This is a genomic window from Flavobacterium sp. Root186, assembly GCF_001428525.1.
Lineage (GTDB): Bacteria > Bacteroidota > Bacteroidia > Flavobacteriales > Flavobacteriaceae > Flavobacterium.
Genome location: NZ_LMHW01000010.1, coordinates 81900 through 107239, shown reverse-complemented (window position 1 = coordinate 107239; position 25340 = coordinate 81900). Strand labels below are relative to the sequence as shown.

The following is a 25340-nucleotide window of genomic DNA, read 5'->3' as shown; positions in this document are numbered from 1 at the left end:
AATTATTTAGCTCTTTCTAAGATTTCAACTAATCTCCAACATTTTGTTTTACTTAAAGGACGCGTTTCGCTAATTCTTACAGTATCTCCAATGTTACAGTCGTTTGTTTCGTCGTGTGCAACGTATTTCTTAGTTTTTAACACGAACTTACCGTATAATGGGTGTTTTACTTTTCTTACTTCAGCAATAACAATAGATTTATCCATTTTATTTGAAGTAACAACACCTATTCTCTCTTTTCTTAAATTTCTTTTTTCTTCCATCTTTCAGCAGAATACAATTATTGTAACTCTCTTTTAGTTAACTCTGTAGCTAATCTTGCAACCGCTCTTCTTACACTTCTAATTTGAAGTGGATTTGCAATTGGAGATATAGCGTGAGCCATTTTTAGGTCAGCATATACTTTCTTAGTTTGACTAAGTTTTTCTTGCAACTCCGCTGCAGAAAGATCTTTTATTTCTGATTGTTTCATAATAAATATTAATTATGCTTCGAAATCTCTAGCAACGACGAACTTAGTTTTTACTGGAAGTTTTTGAGCTGCAAGACGTAAAGCCTCTTTTGCAACTGACAATGGAACTCCTCCAACTTCAAACATAATTCTTCCTGGTTTAACAACAGCAGCCCAATACTCAACTGCTCCTTTACCTTTACCCATACGTACTTCAAGAGGTTTCTTAGTAATAGGTTTGTCTGGGAATATTTTAATCCATAATTGTCCCTCTCTCTTCATGTAACGAGTTGCAGCAATACGCGCAGCTTCAATTTGACGAGAAGTTAAGAACATTCCATCTTCATGTACAGATTTAATACCAAACATTCCATTTGAAAGTTCATGCCCTCTTTGAGAGTTACCTTTCATTTTACCTTTTTGTACCTTACGGTATTTTGTTCTTTTAGGCTGTAACATTTTTCTTTAGTTTAAAAATTTACTTTCTTTTACGAGCGTCTGGTTTTCCACCTTTATTAAAGTTAGATTTACCTCTAGGGGCATCTCCACCTTTACCACCGCCAGTACCAGATTGTTTTTTATCCATTCCAGCAAGTGGAGAAAGATCTCTCTTTCCATAAACTTCACCTTTCATGATCCATACTTTGATACCCATTCTACCGTAAGTAGTGTGAGCTTCAGCCAAAGCATAATCAATATCAGCTCTGAAAGTTGATAGAGGAATTCTACCTTCTTTGAAACCTTCTGAACGTGCCATCTCTGCACCATTCAAACGACCAGAAATCAAAACTTTGATACCTTCAGCGTTCATACGCATAGAAGCAGCAATAGCCATTTTGATTGCACGTCTGTAAGAAATACGGCTTTCGATTTGACGAGCGATGCTTGTCGCCACAAGATAAGCATCTAATTCAGGTCTTTTAATTTCAAAGATGTTAATTTGAACCTCTTTGTCAGTAACTTTCTTAAGTTCTTCTTTTAACTTGTCTACCTCTTGTCCGCCTTTTCCGATAATGATACCAGGTCTTGCAGTAGTGATAGTAACGGTTACAAGTTTCAAAGTTCTCTCGATGATTACTTTTGATACACTAGCTTTTGATAAACGAGCGTGGATATACTTTCTGATTTTGTGATCTTCGGCAAGTTTATCACCGTAATCATTTCCACCATACCAGTTTGAGTCCCACCCTCTGATGATACCAAGTCTATTTCCAATTGGATTTGTCTTTTGTCCCATGCTGCTTAAGAATTGCTTTGTGTGTTATTGATAGCTCCAAGCACGATTGTAACGTGATTAGAACGTTTTCTTATTCTGTGTGCACGACCTTGTGGAGCTGGACGAAGTCTTTTCAACATCATTCCACCATCTACTCTGATCTCTTTAACAAATAATCCAGCTTCTTCTAAATTACCTTCACTATTTTTTTGCTCCCAGTTGTTGATTGCAGATAATAATAGTTTCTCTAATTTTCTTGAAGCCTCTTTAGAACTGAATCTTAAGATGTTAAGTGCTCTTTCTACCTTCTGACCTCTTACCAAGTCCGCTACTAAGCGCATTTTTCTAGGTGAAGTAGGGCAGTTATTCAATTTTGCGAAAGCAATAGACTTATTAGCCTCTTTTCTCGCATCTGCTGTTTCTCTTTTACGAACTCCCATTGCTTCTTATTTTTTACCTTTATTTTTTGCTCCAGCATGACCTCTAAAAGATCTAGTTGGTGAAAACTCTCCTAATTTGTGACCTACCATGTTTTCTGTTACGTAAACTGGTACAAATTGACGACCGTTATGAACTGCGATTGTTTGTCCAACGAAATCCGGAGTAATCATAGAAGCTCTAGACCAAGTCTTTACTACACTATTTTTACCACTTTCTACGTTTTCCTGAACTTTCTTGTCTAACTTATAATGAACGAAAGGTCCTTTTTTTAATGAACGTGCCATATCTTATTATTTCTTTCTACGTTCTACGATATACTTGTTACTCGGGTTTTTCTTAGAACGAGTTCTATAACCTTTTGCTGGTATTCCATTTCTTGAACGTGGATGTCCACCAGAAGAACGTCCTTCTCCACCACCCATTGGGTGATCAACAGGGTTCATTGCAACAGGTCTTGTTCTAGGTCTTCTTCCTAACCATCTTGTTCTACCAGCTTTTCCTGATACAACTAATTGGTGGTCTGAATTAGAAACAGCTCCAATTGTAGCCGAACAAGTTAACAAGATCAATCTTGTTTCACCAGATGGCATTTTAATTGTAGCATATTTTCCATCTCTTGCCATTAATTGAGCAAATGTTCCAGCTGAACGAGCGATTACCGCACCTTGACCTGGACGTAACTCAATACAAGAAATTACAGTTCCTAAAGGAATTTTACTTAAAGGCAATGTATTACCAATTTCTGGTTGAGAATCTGCACCAGAAACTAATTTCTGACCAACTTTCAATCCATTTTGAGCAATAACGTATGTTTTCTCTCCATCAGCGTAAGCTAATAAAGCGATAAATGCAGTACGATTTGGATCATATTCAATTGATTTCACTGTAGCCGGAATTCCGTCTTTAGTTCTTTTGAAATCAATAATACGATATCTCTGCTTGTGACCACCACCCGTATAACGCATGGTCATCTTTCCTTGACTATTTCTACCTCCAGAGTTTTTTATCGGCGCTATCAAAGAGCGTTCCGGCTTATCAGTTGTAATGGCGTCATAACCATTCACAACTCTAAATCGCTGACCTGGGGTAATAGGTTTTAATTTTCTTACTGACATTTTTCTATCTTAGATATTGTTGTAAAAATCAATTGTTTCTCCTTCTTGTACTTGAACAATTGCTTTTTTGATTGCATTTGTCTTTCCACTGATTAAACCACTTTTAGTGTATTTAGTAGATCTATCCGGTCTTACGTTCATCGTATTAACTGAAACGATAGTTACTCCATAAGCAGCTTCAACAGCTTTCTTAATTTGAACTTTGTTTGCTTTTTTGTCAACAACGAATCCGAAGCGGTTTAGAACTTCACTTTCTTTGGTTACTTTTTCTGTTACTATAGGTCTAATTATGATACTCATACTCCTATTATTTGCTTAAATTTTCTTCGATTAACTCCAAAGAACCTTCTAAAAGCACTAAATTATTAGTGTTTAAAATAGCGTAAGTGCTTAATTCTGAGCTAGTTACGACATTAGAAGCCTTTAAATTGCGTGACGACAAATATACATTTTTATTTGACTCTCCCAACACAAATAGAGATTTTTTATTTTCTAACCCTAAAGCTTTCAAAACGTTAATGAAATTTTTAGTGTTTGGCGCATCAAAATTAAAGTCTTCAAGAACGATAATATTTGACTCTTTTGCTTTGATTGAGAAAGCAGATTTTCTTGCCAATCTTTTTAAGCCTTTATTCAATTTAAATGAATAACTTCTTGGTCTTGGTCCGAAAATTGTTCCACCACCTTTAAACAATGGATTTTTGATACTTCCCGCACGAGCTGTACCAGTTCCTTTTTGTTTTTTAATCTTACGCGTACTTCCCGTTACTTCAGCTCTTTCTTTAGCTTTGTGGGTTCCTTGTCTTTGATTAGCAAGATATTGCTTAACATCAAGGTATACAGCGTGATTATTTGGTTCAATTGCGAATACTGAATCAGAAAGTTGAACTTTTCTTCCAGTATCTTTTCCGTTGAAATCTAATACTTTTACTTCCATTACTTCTGAATGATTACATAAGAGTTTTTATGTCCAGGAACACATCCTTTAATAACAAGCAGGTTCTTTTCAGCAACTACTTTTAAAACTCTAAGGTTTTGAACTTTTACATTGTCTCCTCCCATTCTTCCAGCCATACGCATTCCTTTGAATACTCTAGATGGATATGAAGAAGCTCCTACAGAACCCGGCGCTCTTAAACGGTTGTGTTGACCGTGAGTCGCTTGTCCAACACCACCAAATCCGTGACGTTTAACAACCCCTTGAAAACCTTTACCTTTAGATACACCTTGTACATCTACAAATTCTCCTTCAGCAAAAATAGAAACATCAATAAGATCCCCTAATTTTTGTTCAGTTGCAAAATCTTGAAATTCAACGACTTTTTTCTTAGCAACAGTTCCAGCTTTTTTAAAGTGACCTAAAGCCGCTTTAGTGGAATGTTTCTCGTTTTTGTCATCGAAACCAAGTTGCAACGCTTCGTACCCGTCAACACCTTTGGTTCTGACTTGGGTAACAACACACGGCCCAGCTTCGATTACTGTACAAGGAATATTTTTCCCGTTTTCATCAAAAATGCTAGTCATGCCGATTTTTTTACCAATTAACCCAGACATAAATATTAATTATTAATTACTAAAATTCCCTTCAATTTGAAAATAACAGAAATTTCCAAACAGGGAGTGCAAAAGTATACATTAAAATTGAATATACCAAACAGTTACAAAAATTAAATGTCTCATAATCAAAATCAAAGCATCATTCCCTCTTCTTTCAATATTTTATTTGTCGAAAAAATTAAATTTCACCATTTTAACTTACAGCCTTATTCAACTTAACAATTACTTAATTCATTCATTAAAAAATTCCAGCAACCGCCTAAACAAAAGACATTTCAGCCAAAATAGAAACAATTCATCAAAATAAATATCTTAAAAAAAATTACCCGTCAAAACTTTTAACCAAAAAAAAAAGCGAGACATTTCTATCTCGCTTTTTATATTTAAAATATAATACAAAATTATACTTTTATTTCTACTTCAACTCCACTTGGCAATTCAAGTTTCATTAATGCATCAATAGTTTTAGATGAAGACGAATAAATATCAATCAATCTCTTGTATGACATTACTTCAAATTGCTCTCTCGCTTTTTTGTTAACGTGCGGAGAACGTAATACAGTGAAAAGTTTTTTGTGAGTTGGCAACGGAATTGGACCTGTTACAACTGCTCCAGTAGTTTTTACTGTTTTTACGATCTTTTCAGCAGACTTATCTACCAACATGTGATCGTAAGATTTTAGTTTTATTCTGATTTTTTGACTCATTTTCTTAAGAATTAAGCGTTACCTTTTGCTTTTTTAATTACAGCTTCTGAAATATTAGAAGGTGTTTCTGCATAGTGAGAAAACTCCATTGTTGAAGTTGCTCTACCAGAAGATAATGTTCTTAACGTTGTTACATATCCAAACATTTCTGATAAAGGCACATCAGCTTTAATAGTTTTAGCACCGTTTCTGTCACCCATGTCATTAACCTGACCTCTACGACGGTTGATATCACCTACGATATCTCCCATGTTTTCTTCAGGAGTAATAACTTCCATTTTCATGATTGGCTCCAAAATAATCGCACCAGCAGCTTTAGCCACTTCTCTATAACCCATTCTAGCAGCTAACTCAAAAGAAAGCGCATCAGAATCGACAGGGTGGAAAGATCCGTCCGTCAAAGTTACCTTCAAACTATCCACTTGATAACCTGCCAATGGACCAGTTTTCATAGCTTCACGGAAACCTTTTTCTACAGAAGGGATATATTCTTTAGGAACATTACCACCTTTTACTGCATTGATAAACTGTAATCCAACAGGAACTTTACCATCAACTTCATCAGCTGGCTCAAGTGTAAATACGATATCACCGAATTTACCACGACCTCCTGATTGCTTCTTGTAAGTTTCTCTGTGCGTTGCAGTTCTTGTAAACGCTTCTTTATATTCAACTTGAGGCTCACCTTGGTTTACTTCAACTTTAAATTCACGTTTCATACGATCTACTAAGATATCTAAGTGAAGCTCACCCATACCAGAGATAATAGTTTGCCCTGAAGCCTCATCTGTTCTAACAGTAAACGTCGGATCTTCTTCAGCTAATTTAGCCAAAGCCATACCCATTTTATCAACGTCAGCTTTAGTTTTAGGCTCAATTGCAATACCAATTACCGGCGCAGGGAATTTCATAGACTCAAGAATGATTGGGTGTTTTTCATCACACAATGTATCTCCAGTTTTAATATCTTTAAATCCAACAGCAGCACCAATATCTCCAGCCTCAATAAATTCGATTGGATTTTGTTTGTTAGCGTGCATTTGGTAGATACGAGAAATTCTTTCTTTATTTCCTGAACGAGTGTTCAAAACATAAGAACCAGCATCTAAACGCCCAGAGTAAGCACGGAAGAAAGCTAAACGACCTACGAATGGGTCAGTAGCAATTTTAAATGCTAAAGCAGCGAACGGCTCTTTCACATCTGGCTTACGCAAGATTTTAGTTTGATCTTCTTCTAATAATTCAGCATCATCAGGATGAATTCCCTCGATACCTTCTTTATCCATTGGAGAAGGCAAGTATTTACAAACTGCATCTAACATGAATTGAACTCCTTTGTTTTTGAAAGAAGAACCAGCAATCATCGGGATGATAGCCATGTCCATAGTTGCAGCTCTAAGAGCATTGTTAATTTCTTCTTCTGTGATAGAATCTGGATTTTCCATATACTTATCAAGCAAGTTTTCATCGTAATCAGCAACTGCTTCAATAAGAATATCTCTATATTCCTTAACTTCAGCAACCATATCAGCAGGAATTTCAACTATATCAAAAGTTGCCCCTTGAGTTGCATCATGCCAAATGATAGCTTGGTTTTTTACTAAATCTACAACACCTTTGAAATCATTTTCTTCACCAATTGGCAAAGTGATCGCAACAGCATTTGATTTTAACATATCACGAACTTGTTGACAAACTGCCAAAAAGTTAGATCCTTGACGGTCCATCTTGTTAACGAATCCCATACGCGGAACTCTATATTGATCTGCAAGTCTCCAGTTAGTTTCTGATTGCGGCTCAACACCATCAACAGCACTAAACAAGAAAACCAATCCATCAAGTACACGCAAAGAACGATTTACTTCTACAGTAAAGTCAACGTGTCCAGGAGTATCAATAATATTAAAGTGGTAAGGCAATGAGTTTGGCAAAAGTTTACCTTGCTCAGTTGGAAAATTCCACTCACAAGTTGTAGCAGCTGAAGTAATTGTAATACCTCTTTCTTGCTCTTGTGCCATCCAGTCCATTGTTGCAGCACCATCGTGCACTTCACCAATTTTGTGTGACTTTCCAGTATAAAAAAGAATACGCTCCGTTGTTGTTGTTTTACCAGCATCAATGTGAGCAGCAATTCCGATATTTCTTGTATATTTTAAATCTCTAGCCATTTCTTACGAATTAAAATCTAAAGTGAGAGAAAGCTTTATTAGCTTCTGCCATCTTGTGAGTATCCATTCTTTTCTTAACCGCAGCACCCTCTTCTTTAGCAGCAGCTAAACATTCTGACGCTAAACGTTGTGCCATAGATTTTTCGTTTCTTCTTCTAGAATAAAGTATCAACCACTTCATTGCCATAGAAATTTTTCTATCTGGACGAATCTGCATTGGAATTTGAAATGTAGCTCCACCAACTCTACGGCTACGTACTTCTACGTGAGGCATAACATTAGTTAAAGCATCTTTCCAAATTTCTAATGAAGTTTTTTCTGAATCTTGCTTTTTAGTTTCAATGATATCAATTGCATCATAAAATACTTTGAAAGCTGTAGATTTCTTACCATCCCACATTAAGTTGTTCACAAAACGCGTTACCAACTGGTCATTAAACCTCGGATCTGGTAAAAGTGGTCTTTTCTTTGCCGCTCTTTTTCTCATGTCTTTTTCTTAAAAGTTTTAAATTACTTTTTTGCTTCTTTTGGGCGTTTAGCACCGTACTTAGATCTTCTTTGCGTTCTTCCTGCAACTCCTGACGTGTCAAGCGCTCCACGAACGATATGATATCTAACACCTGGTAAATCTTTTACCCTTCCGCCTCTAACTAATACTATCGAGTGCTCTTGTAGATTGTGTCCTTCTCCAGGAATGTAAGCATTCACCTCATTACCATTTGTCAAACGTACACGCGCAACTTTACGCATTGCAGAGTTTGGTTTTTTTGGTGTAGTAGTGTAAACACGCGTACAAACCCCTCTTCTTTGAGGACAAGAATCTAAAGCAACCGATTTACTCTTCTTAGTTATCTGAGTTCTTCCTGTTCTTACTAATTGTTGAATTGTTGGCATAATTAATACTAAAAATTATTATGTTTATTAAATTCCCGCTTTTTACGGGGTTGCAAATGTATAAAATAATTTTCACTATACAAACGTTAATGTATTAATTTTCAACAACATTATTTATTAGTATGTTTTTACAAACAAACAATGGATATTTGCATACACTTTAATTAAATAAAACATTTTCACTTGAAACAGTTTTTTTATACATTGTTCTTTTTTCTTATAAGCTTTTCAGCTTACACCCAGACCTTTCATCTAAAAATAAATGGATCAAATGATATTGAAAACAAAATTATTGATTCCTTAAATTATACTAAAGATCATCCAAACATCAAATCATTATTTGATGAAATAAAAAACACTTCCGATAAACTCTCAAAAAAAGGCTTTCTAGACAATAAAACACTAGAAAACAACAAAATAAACGACAGTACATACACCGCTGTTTTTAGTCTAAAAAATAGAATAAAAAGTATACATATATATATAGGTATAAATAATCGTTTTTTAGATTCTCATAAAAATCAAAATGACTCCATAATTCTCCCTTACGGCGACATTGAAAGTTATTTAAATGCAAAAATAATTCAAGCTGAAAAAGATGGTTTTGCGCTAAGTAAAATTAAACTCGAAAATATCCGAAGAAAGAATTTAATAATTTATGCTGACTTAAATTTTAAATCCGAAAAAAAACGCAACGTAAATTCAATTATCCTAAATTATACAAATAGCAATTCTGGCGCCTTTTTTCCAAAAGGCCATCTAAAACAACTTAATAAAAAATACCTAAACAAAACGTTTAACCAGGAAATTATAAAACAACTTTACGAAGACATTAATAATTTTGAGTTTGTTTCTCAAACTAAATATCCTGAAATACTTTTTACAAATGATTCTACCAAAATTTATACTTACATAGAAAAAAGGAAAGCAAACACTTTTGATGGCTTTATTGGTTTTTCAAACGATGAAAACAAAAAAGTAACCCTTAATGGATATCTTGACATTCAATTAATCAATACACTGCACGCTGGAGAACAATTTTCATTATACTGGAAAAGTGACGGAAACCAACAAAAGACTTTCAGCACTAAACTAGAAATTCCATACATATTTAAATCACCGCTCGGAATAAAAGCCCAATTAAACATATTTAAACAGGACAGTACTTTTCAAAATACAAAAACTGCAATTGAATTAGGTTATTACATAAATTACAATTCTAAAATATATTTAGGATATCAATCTACAGAGTCAAGCGACATCCAAAACACAAACAATTCAATTATCAGCGATTTCGACAATTCATATTTCACATCGACTTTCGAATATAAAAAAACAGATTACAATAATTATCTCATGCCGAAAAAAGCATTCTTAAACTTGGCTGCCGGATATGGAAAAAGAAACACAAATAACGATTTAGAAACGGTGGGATCAAGCAAACAATTCTACATAAATTTAAATGCGGGCTATAATTTTGAGCTCAACAACAAAAGCTATATTAACATAAATTCACAAAATTTTTATTTACAAAGCAAAAACTACATTTCAAACGAATTATTCAGATTTGGGGGCATTAGGTCCATAAGAGGATTTTTAGAAAATAGTCTCCAGGCAAATTTCACAGCGTCTATTCTTACAGAGTACAGATATATTGTTTCATCAAACCTTTATATTAATTCAATCTTTGATTATGGAATATACCAAGACTTGACAAGCGTTTCAGACCCAAACAAAATAAAAAAATTAATAGGAATTGGAATTGGAACCTCAATACAAACTCCAAACGGATTAATAAATATTAACCTTACAAACGGAGCTAACAAAACACAGGAATTACAATTATATAACACTATCATAAACATATGTTATAATGTTAAATTTTGACCTTTAACGAAAAAAAAAAATATTTTACTAGGAAAGTTAACAAATTATTAAGAGTTTTGCGATACTAATTCAAAATATTTAAAAATGAAACTAAAGTTCAATGGATTCTTAGTACTTTTATTAGTACTAGTTGCGCAACTTTCTTTTGCGCAAGAAAGAGCTGTTTCGGGAACAGTTTCTGATAATGCAGGAATGCCTTTACCAGGTGTTAGTGTATTAGTTAAAGGAACAAAAGCCGGAACACAAACCGATTTTGATGGTAAATATTCTATCAAAGCATCATCAAGCCAAATTTTGGTATTTAGCTACATTGGGATGAAAACCCAAGAAATAGCTGCAACTTCATCTACAGTTAACGTAAGTTTAGCTGGAGATGCGCAAGAACTTGAAAGCGTTGTTGTAACAACAGCTTTAGGTGTAAAAAGAGAGAAAAAATCTCTTGGTTACGCTACACAAGAGGTTAAAGGAGGAGATTTAAGAAATGGTACATCAAGTGGTAACTTCTTAAACGAACTTTCTGGAAAAGTTGCGGGTGTTAACATTACAAGAAACACAAACTTTGGTGGTTCTACAAGTGCAATTTCCAGAGGGGTTAAAGCAATTGGTCAAAGTAATGAAATGTTAATCGTTATTGATGGTATGCCTATCAACAACGGAAACAATACTAATGATGGATTAACTACTCAGTCTTCAGGAGCAAGAGGATACGATTATGGTAATAATGGTATGGACATCAATCCAGAAGACATCGAAAGTGTTAACGTTTTAAAAGGTGCCGCTGCATCTGCATTATACGGTTATTTAGCTGGTAATGGAGTTTTAATGATTACTACTAAAAAAGGTAAAGCTAAAAAAGGATTAGGAATTACAGTTTCATCTGAGGTAGTAACAGGTTCTCCTGACAAAAGCACATTCGTGAAATATCAAAAAGAATACGGAGCTGGTTACGGAGGTTCTTTTGGCGAGCAAGATATTGACGGTGACGGTACTCCAGATTTAGTTGTTGCAATGGGAGATGATGCTTCTGTTGGAGATAGATTTGACCCATCATTAAATGTTTACCAATGGGATGCATTCTCTGCTTACCCAGGAAACGCTAACTATGGAAAAGCTACACCTTGGAAAGCTGCAGCAAATGATCCAAATTCATTCTTCCAAAATTCACTTTCATTAGTAAATAGTATCTCATTTGAAGATGGTAACGAAAAAACAAACGTTGTTTTTAATTACACAAACACAAACCAAACTGGTACGTTAATCAACAGTGAATTAAGAAAAAACAACTTCAGTTTAAAATTAAATCACCAGTTTACTGACAGATTATCTCTTAGCACTTTCGCTAACTTCTCTGCTCAACAAACTACAGGTAGAAACATGACTGGATACAGCGACAATATTGTTTCTGGTTTCCGTCAATGGTGGCAAACAAACGTTGACATTAAACAACTTGAACAAGCTTACAATAATTCAGGTCAACAAAACATTACTTGGAATAGAAAATCTCCAGAAAATGCAGCTCCAGCTTACTGGAATAATCCATACTTTGAGCGTTACCAAAACTACCAAAATGATAGAAGAAATCGTTTTATTGGTTATGCGAACTTGACATACAAAATTGCTGACTGGGTTTCTGCAACAGGAAAAATCTCAACAGATACTTACGATGAGTTACGTGAAGAAAGAGTTGCTGTAGGTTCTGTAGCAAAAACTTTTGGTATCAATGCTCTTGACGAAACTTCAGGTTACCAACGTTATAATGGTAATTTCTCTGAGCAAAACTATGATTTACTTCTAAACTTCAAACATAACTTCGGAGAAGATATTAGCTTAACTGGAGTTGCTGGGGGTACAATAAGAAACACTTATTTCAATCAAATTACAGCTTCTACTCAAGGAGGTTTAATTATTCCTGGAATTTACAGTTTATCGAATTCACGTTCTGCAAGTCCATATCCATATGAAAGAGAAACAAGAACATCTGTAAACAGTTACTATGCTTCTGCTTCATTAGGATATGTGGATACATATTTTATCGATGCAACTGCACGTAGAGATGCTTTCTCAAATCTTCCTGCTGATGACAATACTTTAACTAGTTATTCAGTTTCTGGTAGCTGGGTATTCTCTAAAAACCTAAACGCTAGCTGGTTATCATTTGGTAAATTAAGAGGAGGTTACTCTGAAAGCCCACTTGGAACTCCTGCTTTAGCATTAGTTGATACTTACACTAAATTTGATCCATTCAACAATAATCAAATGTATTCTGTAAACTCAATTAAAAATAACCCAGACTTAAAGCCTATTAAGACAAACACTACAGAGGTTGGTCTTGAGATGCAGTTCTTAAACAGAAGAGTTGGATTTGACGTGAGTTTATATAAAAACGTAAATGATGGTGAAGCTGTAAGAGTTCCTTATTCAACCGCTACAGGATATACTTCTAAGTATGTAAATGCTGCAACAATTGAAAATAAAGGTATTGAGATTCAATTTAATGTTACTCCAATAAAAACAAACAATTTTTCTTGGGATATTAACGTAAACTGGTCTAAAAATGAGAACGAAGTAACAGCTTTAGCTGATGGAGTTTCTAACTTACAAATTGCTTCATTCCCTGGAACTGTAACTTTAAACGCTGTTGTTGGACAACCTTTTGGAGTATTAAAAGGAACAGATTACACATATACTGCTGATGGTCAAAAAATTATCAACCCATCAACTGGTAGATATGTAATCAACACTTCAACAAACAATATTATTGGAAACATCAATCCTGACTGGATTGGAGGTATCCGCAATAAATTTGCTTACAAAAGCTTAGCTTTCAGCTTCTTAATTGACACTAAACACGGAGGAGATGTTTTCTCTACTGACCAATGGTACGGAGTTGGAACTGGACTTGGTGATGGTACTGCTGGAAACAACGATCTTGGATATCCAAAAAGAAATGCTCAACTTGCTGGTGGAGGTGTAATCCTTCCTGGTGTTTATGCTGATGGAACTCCAAATACAACAAGAACTACTTATTCAACAGGTGGAGCTATCACAAATGCTTATACTAACGGACCAAGAAGTCAGTATGTTTATGATGCTGGTTTTATTAAACTAAGAGAGGTAAACATTACTTATACTTTACCAAGTTCATTAGTACAAAAAATGAAATTGGTTGATGCTAAAGTTTCACTTATTGGATCTAACTTATGGATAATTCAAAAAAATCTTCCAGATGCAGACCCAGAAAGTGGATTAGGATCTAACGTAGGATCACAAGGTCTTTCTATCGGTTCTTTACCAACAACTAGAAATATTGGTTGTAACTTAACAATAAAATTCTAAGCTATGAAAAATAGATTAATAATATTAATATCGTTTATAACCTTATTTGCATCATGCTCTGATGACTTTGGAGGAATGAACGAAGACACAAAAAACCCAACCATTACTTCACCTGAGTTTTTATTCACCAATGCTGAAAAAACTATGGTGGATCAGGTTACAAGCACATCTGTAAACTTCAACGTTTTCAGATTATATGCTCAACAATGGACTGAAGTACAGTATCCACAAGAAACTCAATATGACCTTACTGGACGTACTATTCCAGATCGTCATTGGGCAACTTATTACCGTGATGTATTAAGAGATTTTAAAGAAGCTAAATCACTTTTGTTAACTCAAAAAGCTAATTACACTGGAGCACCAGAAGGCTTAGTAGTTTTTGATAATAAAATTGCTATTATTGACATTCTATCTTCTTACTCATATTCAATTTTAGTTGATACGTTTGGAGATGTTCCTTACAGTGAAGCTTTAGACATAGATGGGCATCCACAACCAAAATATGATGATGCACAAACTATTTACAGAGACCTTATTGCTGTGTTAACTGCAGCATCTCATAAATTAGATCAAAGTGCACCTAGCTATGATGTAGCTGATCTTATTTTTGGTGGAGATACTGCTAAATGGGCTAAATTTGCTAACTCTTTACGTTTTAGATTAGCTATCAATATGGATGATGTAGATCATACTTATGCTAGTGCACAAGCTTTAGCAGCACAAGCTGATGGTTTAATTTTAGTTAGTACTGACGGAGCATATATGCCATATACTACAAATACAACTAATAACAACCCGTTATACCTTGATTTAGTAGCTAGTGGTCGTGATGACTTCTTGCCGGCTAATACATTCGTAAACAAAATGAATACTCTTTCTGATCCAAGAAGAGCAAAATACTTTACAGAATTTCCAGAAGGTTCAGGACAATATAAAGGTGGTGTATATGGAACAGTTAATGTTTACGGAGATTTCTCTCACTTAACTGAAACTATCAAAAATCCAGTATATCCTGGTGTTCTTTTTACTTATTCTGAAGTAGAATTCTTGTTAGCAGAAGCTGTAGAAAGAGGTATTGCTGTTGGTGGTACTGCTGCATCTCACTATAATGCGGGTATTACGGCATCTATGAAAGATTGGGGAGTTTCTTCTGCTGACATTGCAGCTTACTTAGTAAGATCTGATGTAGCTTATGCAACTGCTGCTGGAACTTGGCAACAAAAAATTGGAGAACAAGCATGGATCTCTTATTTTAACAGAGGTTTTGAAGCTTGGACTTCTTACAGAAGATTAGATTTCCCAGCTTTAGTAGCTCCTCCAGTAACTTTTGGTGATATTACTGAAGTTCCAAAACGTTACTCTTATCCAGGAATTGAGCAAACATTAAATGCTGCAAATCTAGAAGCTGCAGTTGCAAAATTGGGTAACAATAATGTGACTACTAAAATTTTCTGGGATAAACATTAATATTTAATATTACAAATATGAAAAAATATATAAAACAAATTGCTGCGTTCGCATTTATTGCAATTTTAGCTTCTTGTGATGCCGCAGATGATAATATAGAATATTCAACCGCGGGAGGGAACGCTGTTCCAACAACATCAAGTATTAGTCGTTTAGATAACAACTATATTTTGCCTCTTAACACTTTTACAAAAGAAGGTGTAACCGTATCTAAAGTTGAAATCTATAAGAATGCTGCTAAAACTACTTCAGATCCTATCGTATTTGGAGATAAAGTTGCGGATGCGACTCTTAGTGATGGAAAAGCTACTTTCAACACTTCTTCATTAGGAAGCTTTGATGTATTTCCTGTAACTTCTGGAGGAACAACAACTTTAACTGGTAAAACAGGAAGTTATTCATTAGCAATTCTTTCAACTTATTCTGATGGTACAACTACAAGAGCTACTTGGACACTTACAGTTGGAAAAGGAATAGTTTGGCAGATATACAATGCTGATGGTGACCCGGTTACTAACCCAACAAGTGGTGTATCAACAATTAAGTATCTTGATCCAACTCCGGTAATCATTACTTTTGCACCAGTTAAAAAAGGAACTACAACTGTTAACAGTATAGTTGGAGAATGGTCTAAAAATGGTGGAGCTTTTTCTGCATTACCAGGAACATTACCTATTACTCATCAAGATCTTGACATTGCAGCAATTCCATATTCTACTTACGGAGGAATCGTAATTGGAGACAAAATCACTTACAGATTTACTGTAACTGCTGGAACTCAAACTGATGCTATTTCTACAACTGTAGAATTTGTTAATCAAGAGTTTGGTGCAGGTCACGATGGAAGTATTTCTAACGCTGCAGATTCAAACAGTTTTGATTTCACTACTGGAGCTGCCGGATCAGAAATTTCTTTTGTTAGTCCATTTGGTATAACAGCAGGAGCTACTAGCGGTATTACATTTGTAAAATCAACTCTAGATTTTAATACTACTGACTTATTTGAAGCTGATGCTGCTTACACAGCTGGAGCTAAAGTAACAAGCTTAACTAATCTTGTAACTGGAGATGTTGTCATCTACAAAATTACTAGAGATGGTGATGACTATTATGGAATTTTAACAATTACTGATAGAATCCAAGGAACTAACAGTCAAGAATTACAATTCTTATACAAAGAAGGAATATTATCACTATAATTATTTCTTTAATAATACTAAAAAGCCATCCCGTTCATTCGGGGTGGTTTTTTTTTATATAAACATTATGCCTATATTTGCCCCATGGAAAAAGAACATCAAATATTTGGTATTAGAGCCATTATAGAAGCGATACAAGCTGGTCAGGAAGTTGACAAAGTATTTATACAAAAAGAGATTTCTGGAGAATTAATGAAAGATTTAATGAAGGTAATGAAACGTGCTAACATTAACTTTTCATACGTTCCGGTTGAAAAACTAAATAGATTAACACCAAATAATCATCAAGGTGCCGTTGCTACAATCTCCCCTATTGGATTTATTGATATAGAACATTTAGTAGAATCTACAATTGCTTCGGGTTTAAAACCTTTATTTTTGATATTGGACCAAATTTCAGATGCGAGAAATTTTGGTGCTATTATCAGAACTGCAGAATGTACGGGAGTAAACGGAATTATCGTTCAAAAAGCAGGTTCTGCGCCAGTAAATGGAGATACAGTTAAAACATCTGCGGGTGCAGTATTCAATGTGCCTATTTGCAAAGTAGAACATATCAAAGATGCTATATTCTATCTTCAGGGATCTGGAATAAAAACTGTAGCCGCTACAGAGAAAACAGATCAAAACATTTATGATTTATCATTAAATGAGCCTTTAGCCATTATAATGGGATCTGAAGACAGAGGTATAAATCCATCTGTTCTTAAAATTGTAGATGAAAAAGCAAAATTACCAATGTTTGGTTCCATAGGATCGCTTAATGTATCTGTTGCCTGCGGTGCATTTTTATATGAAACAGTTCGTCAAAGAAGCTAACAAAGCATCCAGAAGTAGAATGACAACTTAATAAATATTAAATGTCTTCAAAACTTGCTCATAAAATAGTGCTTAGAAAAATCTGTTCTGCAATTGTAATTTTTCTAATTACAATGATGAGTTATGGACAAACAACAAAGTACAATCAATTTTGGGGTGAGATTCAATTTAACCGAACCATAAACAAAAAATGGTCAACTGAACTTAACTTGGGAACGAGTTACAGCAGTACTGAATCATCTCCAAACATTTTTGAGCAAAATACACAAAGATCATTTAGAGCCTGGGGACATTATTATTTGTCTCCACGATGGAAGTTGTCATCATTCATAGGATACTTTAACAACAAAGATGTTCCTGAAATAGGTCAATTTGAATCTCCAGAATGGAGATTTGCTTTACAAGGTATTTATTATTTCCACAAAACCGGATATACTTTAAGTACAAGGATGCGAACCGAGCTTCGTCATATGAAAAATGAAGATGACACTTACGAAAATGTAGTTCGATATCGTCAGCAAATTAAATACTTGCAACCTATTAACAGTAAAGTTTTACGAGAAGGTGTTGTATATGCTATTGCATCCGACGAATTATTTTTTAAATCCGGAACAAAAGTTACCGGTCTTAGTTTTTTTGACAGAAACAGATTAAATATTGGCGCTGGTTATCTGTTTTCGGACAACATACAGATTGAACTGACGTATGCTAATGAATATCTTCCCAGAGATGCCGGAAATCAAATCATAAACGCCGCATCATTCACCCTTACATTTAATAATTTTTTTGAGAATCTAAATAAAAAGTTCATACATAAATCAGAAACTATAAGTGATGATTAAATCTATTTTTCTTCTTCTTTTAAAAAACAAGCCAGCTGTTTTACAATTTCGTCTTTATGTAATTTGAAATTATAGTCACGTATAAACTCAGTTCCCTTCATGTTTATAGATGCCACAACAGCTTCAAATGTAGAAAATGCAGTTAAATCCTTTTTATCTATTAGATATAAAACCTGCATAACAGAATCGTTTTTTATATACTGGGTATCATAATGCGTTAATTTATAAGCATTATTATCAGCTAGGTGTATTATCAAATCATCTTTAATTTCTTTTCCTACTTTCTTTTCCGGAAAAGGTATGGGTTGAAGGGCTACAAAATAATTTTCTTTATCGGTAACAATATTTATTTTTAGAGATTTAGATTTTGTGGTATAAAAAACCGCCGGATCAAAATAATAAACCATAGAGCCATCAGCAAGTAACTTATTTTTTACATCGCATTGAGCAAAAGATTCAGTACTTCCAAAAATTAATAAAATTAAGACAGAGAAAAAAGCATTTTTCATGAGTTGGATTAATTAAATTAAAGCGTCTCTTAACAAAATTAATCATTTTAATTCATAAATATCACCCTTCAGAACCTTTATCAATTGATTCTGATTTGGTTACAACATAATTCACAATAATACTTGAATTAAAATATGCTTCAGGATTTTCAATTTCTTCTTCAGGAGTTTCCGTATTTACAAAATTTCCGTCTTCATCGAAATGTTTCATAAAAGCATCTTGTGAAGGATCAAAATCTGGTTTCTGCCAATCGTAAATTATGGGTTTTGTATATTCAGAAGTTTTGTAATATAAAGAAAGTCCAAATCCTGTAATAAACCCGCCTAAATGTCCTTCCCAGGAAATTGCCGCATCTACATCTGGAAAAACATACCAAATCATTCCTCCATAAAGTAAAATAACAGATAACGAAAGTGCCACCAGACGATAATATTTAGTTTGGATTCCTTTAAAAAAAATAAAACTTACCAAAACATAAATTAATCCGCTGGCGCCAATATGAAAGTTTGATCGACCAATAATCCAGGTTATCAATCCGGAAAATAAAATTCCATAACAAATAACCCCAAATGATTGTTTTGGATAAAAAAACTGTAAAGCTGTCAGCAAAACCAAAAGTGGAATTGAGTTATTATATAAATGTTCTAAATTTTCGTGGATAAATGGGCTAAACAACACACCTTGCAATCCGGAAAGTTCTCTGGGATAAATTCCATTTTGATAAAAATCGAAATCAAATCGAATCTGAATCCAATATATAACCCATAGAAAAAGGACAAAAAATATTGGAAGTCCAATAACTGCTGTTGAAAATTTAAATTGATTATCATTCATATAGTCTCGATTCTAATTCATGGTTTTGACATCAAAAAACTATCCAAATAAAAATTACTGATAATTTGTCAGCTATCCTATTATATGTTAAATGTTTAAAATTGAATTGGGATATAGTATCTCGTGTAATAAAATTAATTTTGAAAATAGTAATTTTACAAAATGGAAGCACCGTTAGCCGAGCGAATTCGCCCACAGAAATTAGAAGATTATGTTAGTCAAAGTCATTTGGTAGGACCAAATGGATCTTTGACGCAGCAAATTTCAAAAGGAATAATTCCGTCACTCATTTTCTGGGGACCACCCGGAACTGGCAAAACAACTTTGGCACAAATTATAGCGCAGGAATCTAAACGTCCGTTTTATATTTTAAGCGCTATTAACTCTGGTGTTAAAGACATTCGCGATGTAATTGAAAAAGCAAAACAAAGCGGCGGTTTATTTACTGCCAAAAACCCTATTTTGTTTATTGATGAGATTCACAGGTTTAGTAAATCGCAGCAAGATTCACTTTTAGCTGCTGTTGAAAAAGGATGGATTACACTTATTGGCGCAACAACAGAAAACCCAAGTTTTGAAGTTATTCCCGCATTATTATCCCGTTGTCAGGTCTACATACTAAATGCTTTTACAAAAGACGACTTAGAAGCCTTATTACATCGTGCAATGAAAATCGATGTAGAATTAGCGTCTAAAAAAATAACTTTAAAAGAAACAGAAGCTTTATTGCGACTTTCTGGCGGAGATGGCAGAAAACTGCTTAACATTTTTGAACTTGTGGTTAATGCTTCTCCAAACGATAATGTAATCATTACCAATGATCGTGTTTTTGAATTGGTTCAGCAAAATACTGTTTTGTATGACAAAACTGGTGAACAACATTACGATATTGTATCTGCTTTTATAAAATCTATAAGAGGAAGCGATCCAAACGGTGCAGTTTACTGGCTGGCAAGAATGATCGAAGGTGGTGAAGATGTAAAATTTATTGCCCGAAGAATGCTAATTCTGTCTAGTGAAGATATTGGAAATGCAAACCCAACGGCATTTATTATGGCAAATAATACTTTTCAGGCAGTTTCAACGATAGGTTATCCGGAGAGCCGAATTATATTAAGTCAATGCGCCATCTATCTGGCGACTTCTCCAAAAAGCAATGCATCCTATATGGCTATAGGAAATGCACAGCAATTAGTAAAACAAACAGGAGACTTACCTGTTCCTATTCATTTGCGAAATGCGCCGACAAAATTGATGAAAGAATTAGGTTATGGCGAAGATTATAAATATTCGCATGACTACGCCAATAATTTTGCCGAACAAGAATTTCTCCCTGATACCATAAAAGAAACGGTTCTTTACAATCCGGGAAGCAATTCTAGAGAGAACAGCAACCGCGAATTTTTAAAGAACCGCTGGAAAGATAAATATGGTTATTAAACCATAATATGTTTTAGAATTTTACAGAAACTTTTTCTGAAACCAATTTATCATTTTGATAATACTCAAAATACCATTGATTATCTTTTGCGTTTAAAGATCCCTGAATTCCATCTTTAATGGCTATAAATGAATCTGCACGTGAAGTTTTTAATAATTTCATCACCACTTTTGGTGTTTTATCAATTAATTGGAAACCATTTTCTGTTGGCTGAGCATACAGTAAATTAGGATCAGAAAGATTAACATTAACAGAAGGCTTTTCCTCAATTGGAGTACTTGCAACAGCAGCAACCGGAGTTGCAGCTTGCGCTACGTTAGAAGAAGTTGAAGAAACAGTTTTTCCATTATATTTATAATGTAACCCAATAACTGAGGTAAATGCATTCTCAAGACTTTCTTTATATGCTACTTCGTAATCCTTCTCCCTGCTCTTTCCGGTTTCAGAAGTATAAATTACTTTTCCGTAGCAATCTTTAAACTGAATAAAAAGTTTTGTTACTAAAAAGGCATTATCCTTTTTAACGTCGATATACAAAAGCTCACATCTGTCATAACCTGCAGGTATTTGCTCATTAGTATAAAAAGCTTCAAAACCAGCTTTAAGTAAATTTGATTTAGTTAATGTTGCTAATCGATATTGATTATCTGTTTTAATAAAATCATATTTAAGAGGAATTATAACTGCCTTATAATCATTAACAGATTGCGAAAAACCAATAGCCGAACAAAATAGTAAAGCCAGTAAAACTTTTATTTTCATAATTATAGATATTTTTTTAGTTCAAGTAAATGATTAATTTGTTTTAAATTTTTAGGCACATCAATATTTCTAACGTTAAAGAAAATGGCATCCAGTCCCGCGTTTAAAGCGCCATTAACATCTGCATCAAAATCATCTCCAATCATGACACTATTTTCTTTTGCGGCCTGAGCCAAATTAACAGCATAGTCAAAGATAATACTATTTGGTTTTTTAACCCCAGCTAATTCAGAATTTGTAATTGTGCTGAAATAATTTCCAAGCGAAGCATTATTAATTTTCTTAGTTTGAACATGGGCAAAGCCATTTGTAATAATATGCAGCTTATATTTAGGTTTAAGATACTCTAAAACTTCAATTGCTCCATCAAAAAGATAATTATTATCGGTTAAAAACTCAATATAATCATTAGCAATTTGATCTATGTTTTCATCAGAAATTGAATAATTTAAAGCATCAAAGGAAAATTTTAATCGATTGTAACGTAATTCCTGATGTGTAATTTCATCGTTTTGATACAACCTCCAGCATTCCTGATTTATGGGAACATATTTTTTAATAAAATCTTCAATTTTAATCTCTCCGAAATTGTTTTTAAAAATACGATCAAAAGCCATTTCTGAATTTTTATCAAAATCCCAAAGCGTATGATCTAAATCAAAAAAAATGTCTGTAATGTTAGTATTCATAAATTAAAAAATTCCTTCATCTACAAAACTATAATATTTTGTTTCAGTAATAATCAAATGATCTAAAATTTTAACATCTAGAATCTCTCCTGCAGTTTTTATTTTCTTTGTTATTTGTTTATCTGCATCACTTGGTTTCAAATTCCCGGAAGGATGATTATGGCACAAAATCAAACCTGTAGCACCATTTTCTAAGGCTAATTTAAAAACCAAACGTATATCTACAATTGTTCCGGCAATTCCTCCTTTACTTAATTGTGATTTAGAAATAACCTTATTAGAATTATTCAGAAAAAGTACCCAAAATTCTTCATGAGACAGTTCACCTATAATGGGCTGCATAATTTCGAAAGCATTTTTACTTGAAATAATTTTGGACAATTCAACCGTATCCTCTGCCCTTCTTCTCCTGCCTAATTCTAAAGCAGCTATAATTGTAATAGCCTTTGCTTCCCCAATTCCCTTAAATTGCATTAATTGAGAAATAGACATTTTTCCTAAAGAATTTAAATTCCCTGCGCCGGCTAAAATTCGTTTGCTTAAAGCAACTGCTGATTCATTACGACTGCCAGAGCCAATTAAAATAGCCATTAACTCGGCATCACTTAAGGCATCTTTACCTTTAAGCATTAATTTTTCCCTTGGTTTGTCATCTTCTGACCAATTTTTAATGGGAAAATTTATAGTTTCCATCTAAAGTAAATTTTAATTATTTGAAGAAAACTCTTTTCTTAATCTCCACGGCGAATATATTAAAAAATAAGAAAAATCTCTCGTAAATAAAAATCTATTCTATTTATTTAATCTCTAATTTTAAATGCGTTTTACTTTAAAATAACTTACTAAATGAAATCAATTTATATTGCTATAACCTTGCTTCTGTTTTTATCGTGTAATCAAAAACAAACAGATTCTTTACAGACTGAAAACCTACAGGAAACTGCTAAAACCTTTGGCCAAAAATTATCAGATGCAGCAATTTCAATAATCGATTCATCAATAGATTATGATCCTGCTTATTTTTCAATTCAATATCCCAATGGAGATGTTCCAGCAAAAAAAGGAGTTTGTACCGATGTTGTTATTCGTTCTTATCGAAAATTAGGGATTGATCTTCAAAAAGAAGTGCATGAAGATATGGTAGAAAACTTTGATGTATATCCGAATTTAGAAAAATGGGGAATGACTAAAACCGACACTAATATCGATCACAGAAGAGTACCAAATCTGGAAATATTTTTTGAAAGAAAAGGAACAAAACTACCTGTAACCCAAAATTCAAAAGATTATAAAACAGGCGAAATTGTAACATGGATGATTAATGACAAACTGCCTCATATCGGGATAGTAACCAACAAAAAATCAAAAGACGGAAAACGAAATTTAATTGTCCACAATGTGGGGAATGGACAAGTTCTTCAAGACTGTTTATTTGAATATAAAATTGTAGGACATTTTAAATATTTAAAAGAAATTCCAGAATCCAAATTCTAAAAAAAAGCCAGCTGCAAAACAGCCGGCAATTATCTAATTCTCAAATTGACTAATTTCCTAATTAATCAATTGTTTTACTTCGTCAAAATTTAAACCTCCGTAATTTCCTGAGCTCATTAATAAAAGTGCAGAATTATCTAAATTTAAGTTGAATAAATATTCTTTAAATTCAGCTGGGTTTGTATATATAATTAAATCCTCTCTATTAAATGAAGTTGCAATTTGCTCGTATGTTACTTCTTCTAACTGCTTAATTTTTACAGCATCTGGGGAGTAGAAAACAACTGCAACATCAGCATACTCTAAAGCTCCTTCGTATTCTTTCAAAAATTCAGCATTTAAACTGCTGTAAGTATGCAATTCTAAACAAGCCACCAAAGTTCTGTTTGGATATTGTTCTTTTACAGCTTTAGTCGTTGCGGCCACTTTACTTGGCGAATGCGCAAAATCTTTGTAGGCAACTTTTCCTTTTCCTTCGGCGATTTTTTCTAAACGCTTAGAAGCCCCTTTGAAACTTGCAATTGCTTCATAAAAATCAGCTTCGTCAACACCCATATTTTGGCAGATCCATTTTGCTCCGGCAAGATTATTTAAATTATGCGCTCCAAAAACTTCAATTGGCATATCGCCTTCTGGCGTTTTTAATAATGTTACGCCGTCACTAACAGTATATTCCGGAGTATGATAAGATAATTTACGAATTGGATTTGTTGCAGCTTCTGAAACACGTTTTACTTCAGGATCATTTTCGTTATAAACTAAAATTCCACCATTTGTAATTTTTGAAATAAAAATTTCGAACTGTTCCACATAATTCTCATACGTTGGAAACACATTGATGTGATCCCAGGCAATTCCAGAAATCAACGCAATATTTGGCTGATACAGATGAAACTTCGGGCGACGATCTATTGGAGAAGATAAATATTCATCTCCTTCTAAAACCATAAAATCATTTTCTTCAGTAAGATGCACCATGGTATCAAAACCTTCTAATTGTGCTCCCACCATATAATCTACTTCAATATTATGATAATGCATTACGTGCAAAATCATCGAAGTAATGGTAGTTTTTCCGTGCGAACCGCCAATTACAACACGAGTTTTATTTTTAGATTGTTCGTATAAAAATTCTGGATAAGAATAAATTTTAAGTCCCAATTCCTGCGCTTTCAATAATTCCGGATTATCAGCTTTTGCATGCATTCCAAGAATTATGGCATCAATATCGGCTGTGATTTTTTCAGGAAACCAGCCCAGTTCGGCAGGAAGAATTCCTTTTTTCTCTAATCTTGATTTTGAAGGCTCAAAAATAGCATCATCACTTCCTGTAACCTGATATCCTTTATTATGCAATGCTAATGCTAGATTGTGCATAGCGCTTCCGCCTATAGCGATGAAATGTGTTTTCATTTAAAATGTTTAATCGTTAAACTGTTTAATTGGTTAATCGAAAAGGCCAATAACTAATAAAACTCAAATAAATTATTTTTCAAAAATAAGGAAAT

At 33.8% G+C, this 25340-nt stretch carries 28 protein-coding genes; 8 read left to right on the top strand and 20 right to left on the bottom strand.

Features of this window, described 5'->3' with window-relative positions; translation table 11 throughout:
- Nucleotides 1-2: 2 nt before the first annotated feature.
- The 14 genes from rpsQ to rpsL all read right to left on the bottom strand — a co-directional run bounded on the left by rpsQ (nt 3) and on the right by rpsL (nt 8549).
- Nucleotides 3-263 (bottom strand): 30S ribosomal protein S17, encoded by a 261-nt coding sequence (gene rpsQ, locus ASD98_RS04055; protein ID WP_007803646.1) that lies wholly within the window; start codon nt 261-263, stop codon nt 3-5.
- Nucleotides 264-280: 17 nt separating this feature from the next.
- Entirely contained in the window at nt 281-472 is a 192-nt protein-coding gene (rpmC, locus tag ASD98_RS04050; RefSeq protein WP_056200560.1) for a 50S ribosomal protein L29, read from the bottom strand.
- A gap of 12 nt (nt 473-484) precedes the next feature.
- The gene (gene rplP / locus ASD98_RS04045; RefSeq protein ID WP_017495016.1) at nt 485-910 is read right to left on the bottom strand and encodes a 50S ribosomal protein L16; all 426 of its coding nucleotides are present in this window, start codon (nt 908-910) and stop codon (nt 485-487) included.
- A gap of 19 nt (nt 911-929) precedes the next feature.
- Nucleotides 930-1688 (bottom strand): 30S ribosomal protein S3, encoded by a 759-nt coding sequence (gene rpsC / locus ASD98_RS04040; protein WP_012022487.1) that lies wholly within the window; start codon nt 1686-1688, stop codon nt 930-932.
- Between the two features lie 5 nt (nt 1689-1693).
- The gene (rplV, locus tag ASD98_RS04035; RefSeq protein ID WP_007803631.1) at nt 1694-2107 is read right to left on the bottom strand and encodes a 50S ribosomal protein L22; all 414 of its coding nucleotides are present in this window, start codon (nt 2105-2107) and stop codon (nt 1694-1696) included.
- A 6-nt stretch (nt 2108-2113) separates the two neighbouring features.
- The gene (gene rpsS, locus ASD98_RS04030; RefSeq protein ID WP_012022488.1) at nt 2114-2392 is read right to left on the bottom strand and encodes a 30S ribosomal protein S19; all 279 of its coding nucleotides are present in this window, start codon (nt 2390-2392) and stop codon (nt 2114-2116) included.
- A gap of 6 nt (nt 2393-2398) precedes the next feature.
- Entirely contained in the window at nt 2399-3223 is an 825-nt protein-coding gene (gene rplB / locus ASD98_RS04025) for a 50S ribosomal protein L2 (RefSeq protein WP_056200557.1), read from the bottom strand.
- Between the two features lie 9 nt (nt 3224-3232).
- Nucleotides 3233-3523 carry a 50S ribosomal protein L23 gene (gene rplW / locus ASD98_RS04020; RefSeq protein ID WP_012022489.1) on the bottom strand — a complete coding sequence of 97 codons (291 nt, stop codon included), beginning with the start codon at nt 3521-3523 and terminating at the stop codon, nt 3233-3235.
- Nucleotides 3524-3530: 7 nt separating this feature from the next.
- The gene (rplD, locus tag ASD98_RS04015) at nt 3531-4160 is read right to left on the bottom strand and encodes a 50S ribosomal protein L4 (protein ID WP_056200553.1); all 630 of its coding nucleotides are present in this window, start codon (nt 4158-4160) and stop codon (nt 3531-3533) included.
- Nucleotides 4160-4777: a 50S ribosomal protein L3 gene (gene rplC / locus ASD98_RS04010; RefSeq protein WP_007803612.1), complete on the bottom strand. Its 618-nt coding sequence runs from the start codon at nt 4775-4777 to the stop codon at nt 4160-4162. Before rplC ends, rplD begins: the two co-directional genes overlap by 1 nt.
- A 404-nt stretch (nt 4778-5181) precedes the next feature.
- Nucleotides 5182-5487 carry a 30S ribosomal protein S10 gene (gene rpsJ, locus ASD98_RS04005; RefSeq protein WP_007803605.1) on the bottom strand — a complete coding sequence of 102 codons (306 nt, stop codon included), beginning with the start codon at nt 5485-5487 and terminating at the stop codon, nt 5182-5184.
- An 11-nt stretch (nt 5488-5498) separates the two neighbouring features.
- Nucleotides 5499-7655 carry an elongation factor G gene (gene fusA, locus ASD98_RS04000; RefSeq protein ID WP_056200550.1) on the bottom strand — a complete coding sequence of 719 codons (2157 nt, stop codon included), beginning with the start codon at nt 7653-7655 and terminating at the stop codon, nt 5499-5501.
- 10 nt (nt 7656-7665) lie between these two features.
- Complete coding sequence (rpsG, locus tag ASD98_RS03995) at nt 7666-8142, bottom strand: 30S ribosomal protein S7 (RefSeq protein WP_056200545.1); 477 nt, start codon at nt 8140-8142, stop codon at nt 7666-7668.
- A 23-nt stretch (nt 8143-8165) separates the two neighbouring features.
- Nucleotides 8166-8549 (bottom strand): 30S ribosomal protein S12, encoded by a 384-nt coding sequence (gene rpsL, locus ASD98_RS03990; RefSeq protein WP_007136570.1) that lies wholly within the window; start codon nt 8547-8549, stop codon nt 8166-8168.
- 183 nt (nt 8550-8732) lie between these two features.
- Between rpsL and ASD98_RS03985 the strand changes: the two genes are divergently transcribed.
- The 6 genes from ASD98_RS03985 to ASD98_RS03960 all read left to right on the top strand — a co-directional run bounded on the left by ASD98_RS03985 (nt 8733) and on the right by ASD98_RS03960 (nt 18102).
- Complete coding sequence (locus tag ASD98_RS03985; protein WP_056200542.1) at nt 8733-10436, top strand: hypothetical protein; 1704 nt, start codon at nt 8733-8735, stop codon at nt 10434-10436.
- 84 nt (nt 10437-10520) lie between these two features.
- A complete protein-coding gene (locus tag ASD98_RS03980) occupies nt 10521-13772 on the top strand; it encodes a SusC/RagA family TonB-linked outer membrane protein (protein WP_056200539.1) in 3252 nt (1083 codons plus the stop codon).
- Between the two features lie 75 nt (nt 13773-13847).
- A complete protein-coding gene (locus ASD98_RS03975) occupies nt 13848-15242 on the top strand; it encodes a SusD/RagB family nutrient-binding outer membrane lipoprotein (RefSeq protein WP_242412072.1) in 1395 nt (464 codons plus the stop codon).
- Nucleotides 15243-15259: 17 nt separating this feature from the next.
- Nucleotides 15260-16441 (top strand): hypothetical protein, encoded by a 1182-nt coding sequence (locus ASD98_RS03970; protein WP_056200535.1) that lies wholly within the window; start codon nt 15260-15262, stop codon nt 16439-16441.
- Nucleotides 16442-16525: 84 nt separating this feature from the next.
- Entirely contained in the window at nt 16526-17260 is a 735-nt protein-coding gene (gene rlmB, locus ASD98_RS03965; RefSeq protein ID WP_056200534.1) for a 23S rRNA (guanosine(2251)-2'-O)-methyltransferase RlmB, read from the top strand.
- A 41-nt stretch (nt 17261-17301) separates the two neighbouring features.
- Complete coding sequence (locus ASD98_RS03960) at nt 17302-18102, top strand: DUF2490 domain-containing protein (RefSeq protein ID WP_056200532.1); 801 nt, start codon at nt 17302-17304, stop codon at nt 18100-18102.
- 2 nt (nt 18103-18104) lie between these two features.
- On the opposite strand, the gene ASD98_RS03955 is transcribed toward ASD98_RS03960, so the two are convergent.
- On the bottom strand, nt 18105-18611 hold the full coding sequence (locus ASD98_RS03955; RefSeq protein ID WP_056200529.1) for a hypothetical protein: 507 nt from the start codon (nt 18609-18611) through the stop codon (nt 18105-18107).
- A 61-nt stretch (nt 18612-18672) separates the two neighbouring features.
- On the bottom strand, nt 18673-19446 hold the full coding sequence (locus ASD98_RS03950) for a rhomboid family intramembrane serine protease (protein ID WP_056200526.1): 774 nt from the start codon (nt 19444-19446) through the stop codon (nt 18673-18675).
- Between the two features lie 162 nt (nt 19447-19608).
- On the opposite strand from ASD98_RS03950, the gene ASD98_RS03945 reads away from it, so the two are divergent.
- Entirely contained in the window at nt 19609-20886 is a 1278-nt protein-coding gene (locus ASD98_RS03945) for a replication-associated recombination protein A (protein WP_056200523.1), read from the top strand.
- A gap of 13 nt (nt 20887-20899) precedes the next feature.
- On the opposite strand, the gene ASD98_RS03940 is transcribed toward ASD98_RS03945, so the two are convergent.
- From ASD98_RS03940 to radC, 3 genes are read right to left on the bottom strand one after another with little or no spacing between them, the layout of a single operon-like run.
- Nucleotides 20900-21649, bottom strand: coding sequence for a hypothetical protein (locus ASD98_RS03940; RefSeq protein WP_056200519.1), 750 nt, complete (start codon nt 21647-21649; stop codon nt 20900-20902).
- A 2-nt stretch (nt 21650-21651) separates the two neighbouring features.
- Nucleotides 21652-22338, bottom strand: coding sequence for a YjjG family noncanonical pyrimidine nucleotidase (locus tag ASD98_RS03935; RefSeq protein ID WP_056200517.1), 687 nt, complete (start codon nt 22336-22338; stop codon nt 21652-21654).
- Between the two features lie 3 nt (nt 22339-22341).
- Entirely contained in the window at nt 22342-23031 is a 690-nt protein-coding gene (gene radC, locus ASD98_RS03930; protein ID WP_056200514.1) for a DNA repair protein RadC, read from the bottom strand.
- 153 nt (nt 23032-23184) lie between these two features.
- Here radC and ASD98_RS03925 point away from each other — a divergent pair, with 153 nt between their 5' ends.
- The gene (locus tag ASD98_RS03925) at nt 23185-23832 is read left to right on the top strand and encodes a DUF1287 domain-containing protein (RefSeq protein WP_056200512.1); all 648 of its coding nucleotides are present in this window, start codon (nt 23185-23187) and stop codon (nt 23830-23832) included.
- 57 nt (nt 23833-23889) lie between these two features.
- On the opposite strand, the gene murC is transcribed toward ASD98_RS03925, so the two are convergent.
- Nucleotides 23890-25245, bottom strand: a complete 1356-nt coding sequence (gene murC / locus ASD98_RS03920; protein WP_056200510.1) for a UDP-N-acetylmuramate--L-alanine ligase — start codon at nt 25243-25245, stop codon at nt 23890-23892.
- Between the last annotated feature and the right edge of the window lie 95 nt (nt 25246-25340).

Bases quoted from the DNA above. Each gene is read 5' to 3' on its own strand.
- ASD98_RS03980 (WP_056200539.1), top strand. From the start codon at position 10,521: ATGAAACTAAAGTTCAATGGATTCTTAGTACTTTTATTAGTACTAGTT.
- ASD98_RS03950 (WP_056200526.1), bottom strand. From the start codon at position 19,446: ATGAATGATAATCAATTTAAATTTTCAACAGCAGTTATTGGACTTCCA.
- ASD98_RS03940 (WP_056200519.1), bottom strand. From the start codon at position 21,649: ATGAAAATAAAAGTTTTACTGGCTTTACTATTTTGTTCGGCTATTGGT.
- rplW (WP_012022489.1), bottom strand. From the start codon at position 3,523: ATGAGTATCATAATTAGACCTATAGTAACAGAAAAAGTAACCAAAGAA.
- rpsQ (WP_007803646.1), bottom strand. From the start codon at position 263: ATGGAAGAAAAAAGAAATTTAAGAAAAGAGAGAATAGGTGTTGTTACT.
- rpsG (WP_056200545.1), bottom strand. From the start codon at position 8,142: ATGAGAAAAAGAGCGGCAAAGAAAAGACCACTTTTACCAGATCCGAGG.
- murC (WP_056200510.1), bottom strand. From the start codon at position 25,245: ATGAAAACACATTTCATCGCTATAGGCGGAAGCGCTATGCACAATCTA.
- ASD98_RS03955 (WP_056200529.1), bottom strand. From the start codon at position 18,611: ATGAAAAATGCTTTTTTCTCTGTCTTAATTTTATTAATTTTTGGAAGT.
- ASD98_RS03925 (WP_056200512.1), top strand. From the start codon at position 23,185: ATGAAATCAATTTATATTGCTATAACCTTGCTTCTGTTTTTATCGTGT.
- rplC (WP_007803612.1), bottom strand. From the start codon at position 4,777: ATGTCTGGGTTAATTGGTAAAAAAATCGGCATGACTAGCATTTTTGAT.
- rpsS (WP_012022488.1), bottom strand. From the start codon at position 2,392: ATGGCACGTTCATTAAAAAAAGGACCTTTCGTTCATTATAAGTTAGAC.
- rpmC (WP_056200560.1), bottom strand. From the start codon at position 472: ATGAAACAATCAGAAATAAAAGATCTTTCTGCAGCGGAGTTGCAAGAA.
- rplP (WP_017495016.1), bottom strand. From the start codon at position 910: ATGTTACAGCCTAAAAGAACAAAATACCGTAAGGTACAAAAAGGTAAA.
- ASD98_RS03945 (WP_056200523.1), top strand. From the start codon at position 19,609: ATGGAAGCACCGTTAGCCGAGCGAATTCGCCCACAGAAATTAGAAGAT.
- rpsJ (WP_007803605.1), bottom strand. From the start codon at position 5,487: ATGAGTCAAAAAATCAGAATAAAACTAAAATCTTACGATCACATGTTG.
- rpsC (WP_012022487.1), bottom strand. From the start codon at position 1,688: ATGGGACAAAAGACAAATCCAATTGGAAATAGACTTGGTATCATCAGA.
- ASD98_RS03970 (WP_056200535.1), top strand. From the start codon at position 15,260: ATGAAAAAATATATAAAACAAATTGCTGCGTTCGCATTTATTGCAATT.
- rplD (WP_056200553.1), bottom strand. From the start codon at position 4,160: ATGGAAGTAAAAGTATTAGATTTCAACGGAAAAGATACTGGAAGAAAA.
- ASD98_RS03960 (WP_056200532.1), top strand. From the start codon at position 17,302: ATGTCTTCAAAACTTGCTCATAAAATAGTGCTTAGAAAAATCTGTTCT.
- rpsL (WP_007136570.1), bottom strand. From the start codon at position 8,549: ATGCCAACAATTCAACAATTAGTAAGAACAGGAAGAACTCAGATAACT.
- ASD98_RS03975 (WP_242412072.1), top strand. From the start codon at position 13,848: ATGAACGAAGACACAAAAAACCCAACCATTACTTCACCTGAGTTTTTA.
- radC (WP_056200514.1), bottom strand. From the start codon at position 23,031: ATGGAAACTATAAATTTTCCCATTAAAAATTGGTCAGAAGATGACAAA.
- fusA (WP_056200550.1), bottom strand. From the start codon at position 7,655: ATGGCTAGAGATTTAAAATATACAAGAAATATCGGAATTGCTGCTCAC.
- rlmB (WP_056200534.1), top strand. From the start codon at position 16,526: ATGGAAAAAGAACATCAAATATTTGGTATTAGAGCCATTATAGAAGCG.
- rplV (WP_007803631.1), bottom strand. From the start codon at position 2,107: ATGGGAGTTCGTAAAAGAGAAACAGCAGATGCGAGAAAAGAGGCTAAT.
- rplB (WP_056200557.1), bottom strand. From the start codon at position 3,223: ATGTCAGTAAGAAAATTAAAACCTATTACCCCAGGTCAGCGATTTAGA.
- ASD98_RS03935 (WP_056200517.1), bottom strand. From the start codon at position 22,338: ATGAATACTAACATTACAGACATTTTTTTTGATTTAGATCATACGCTT.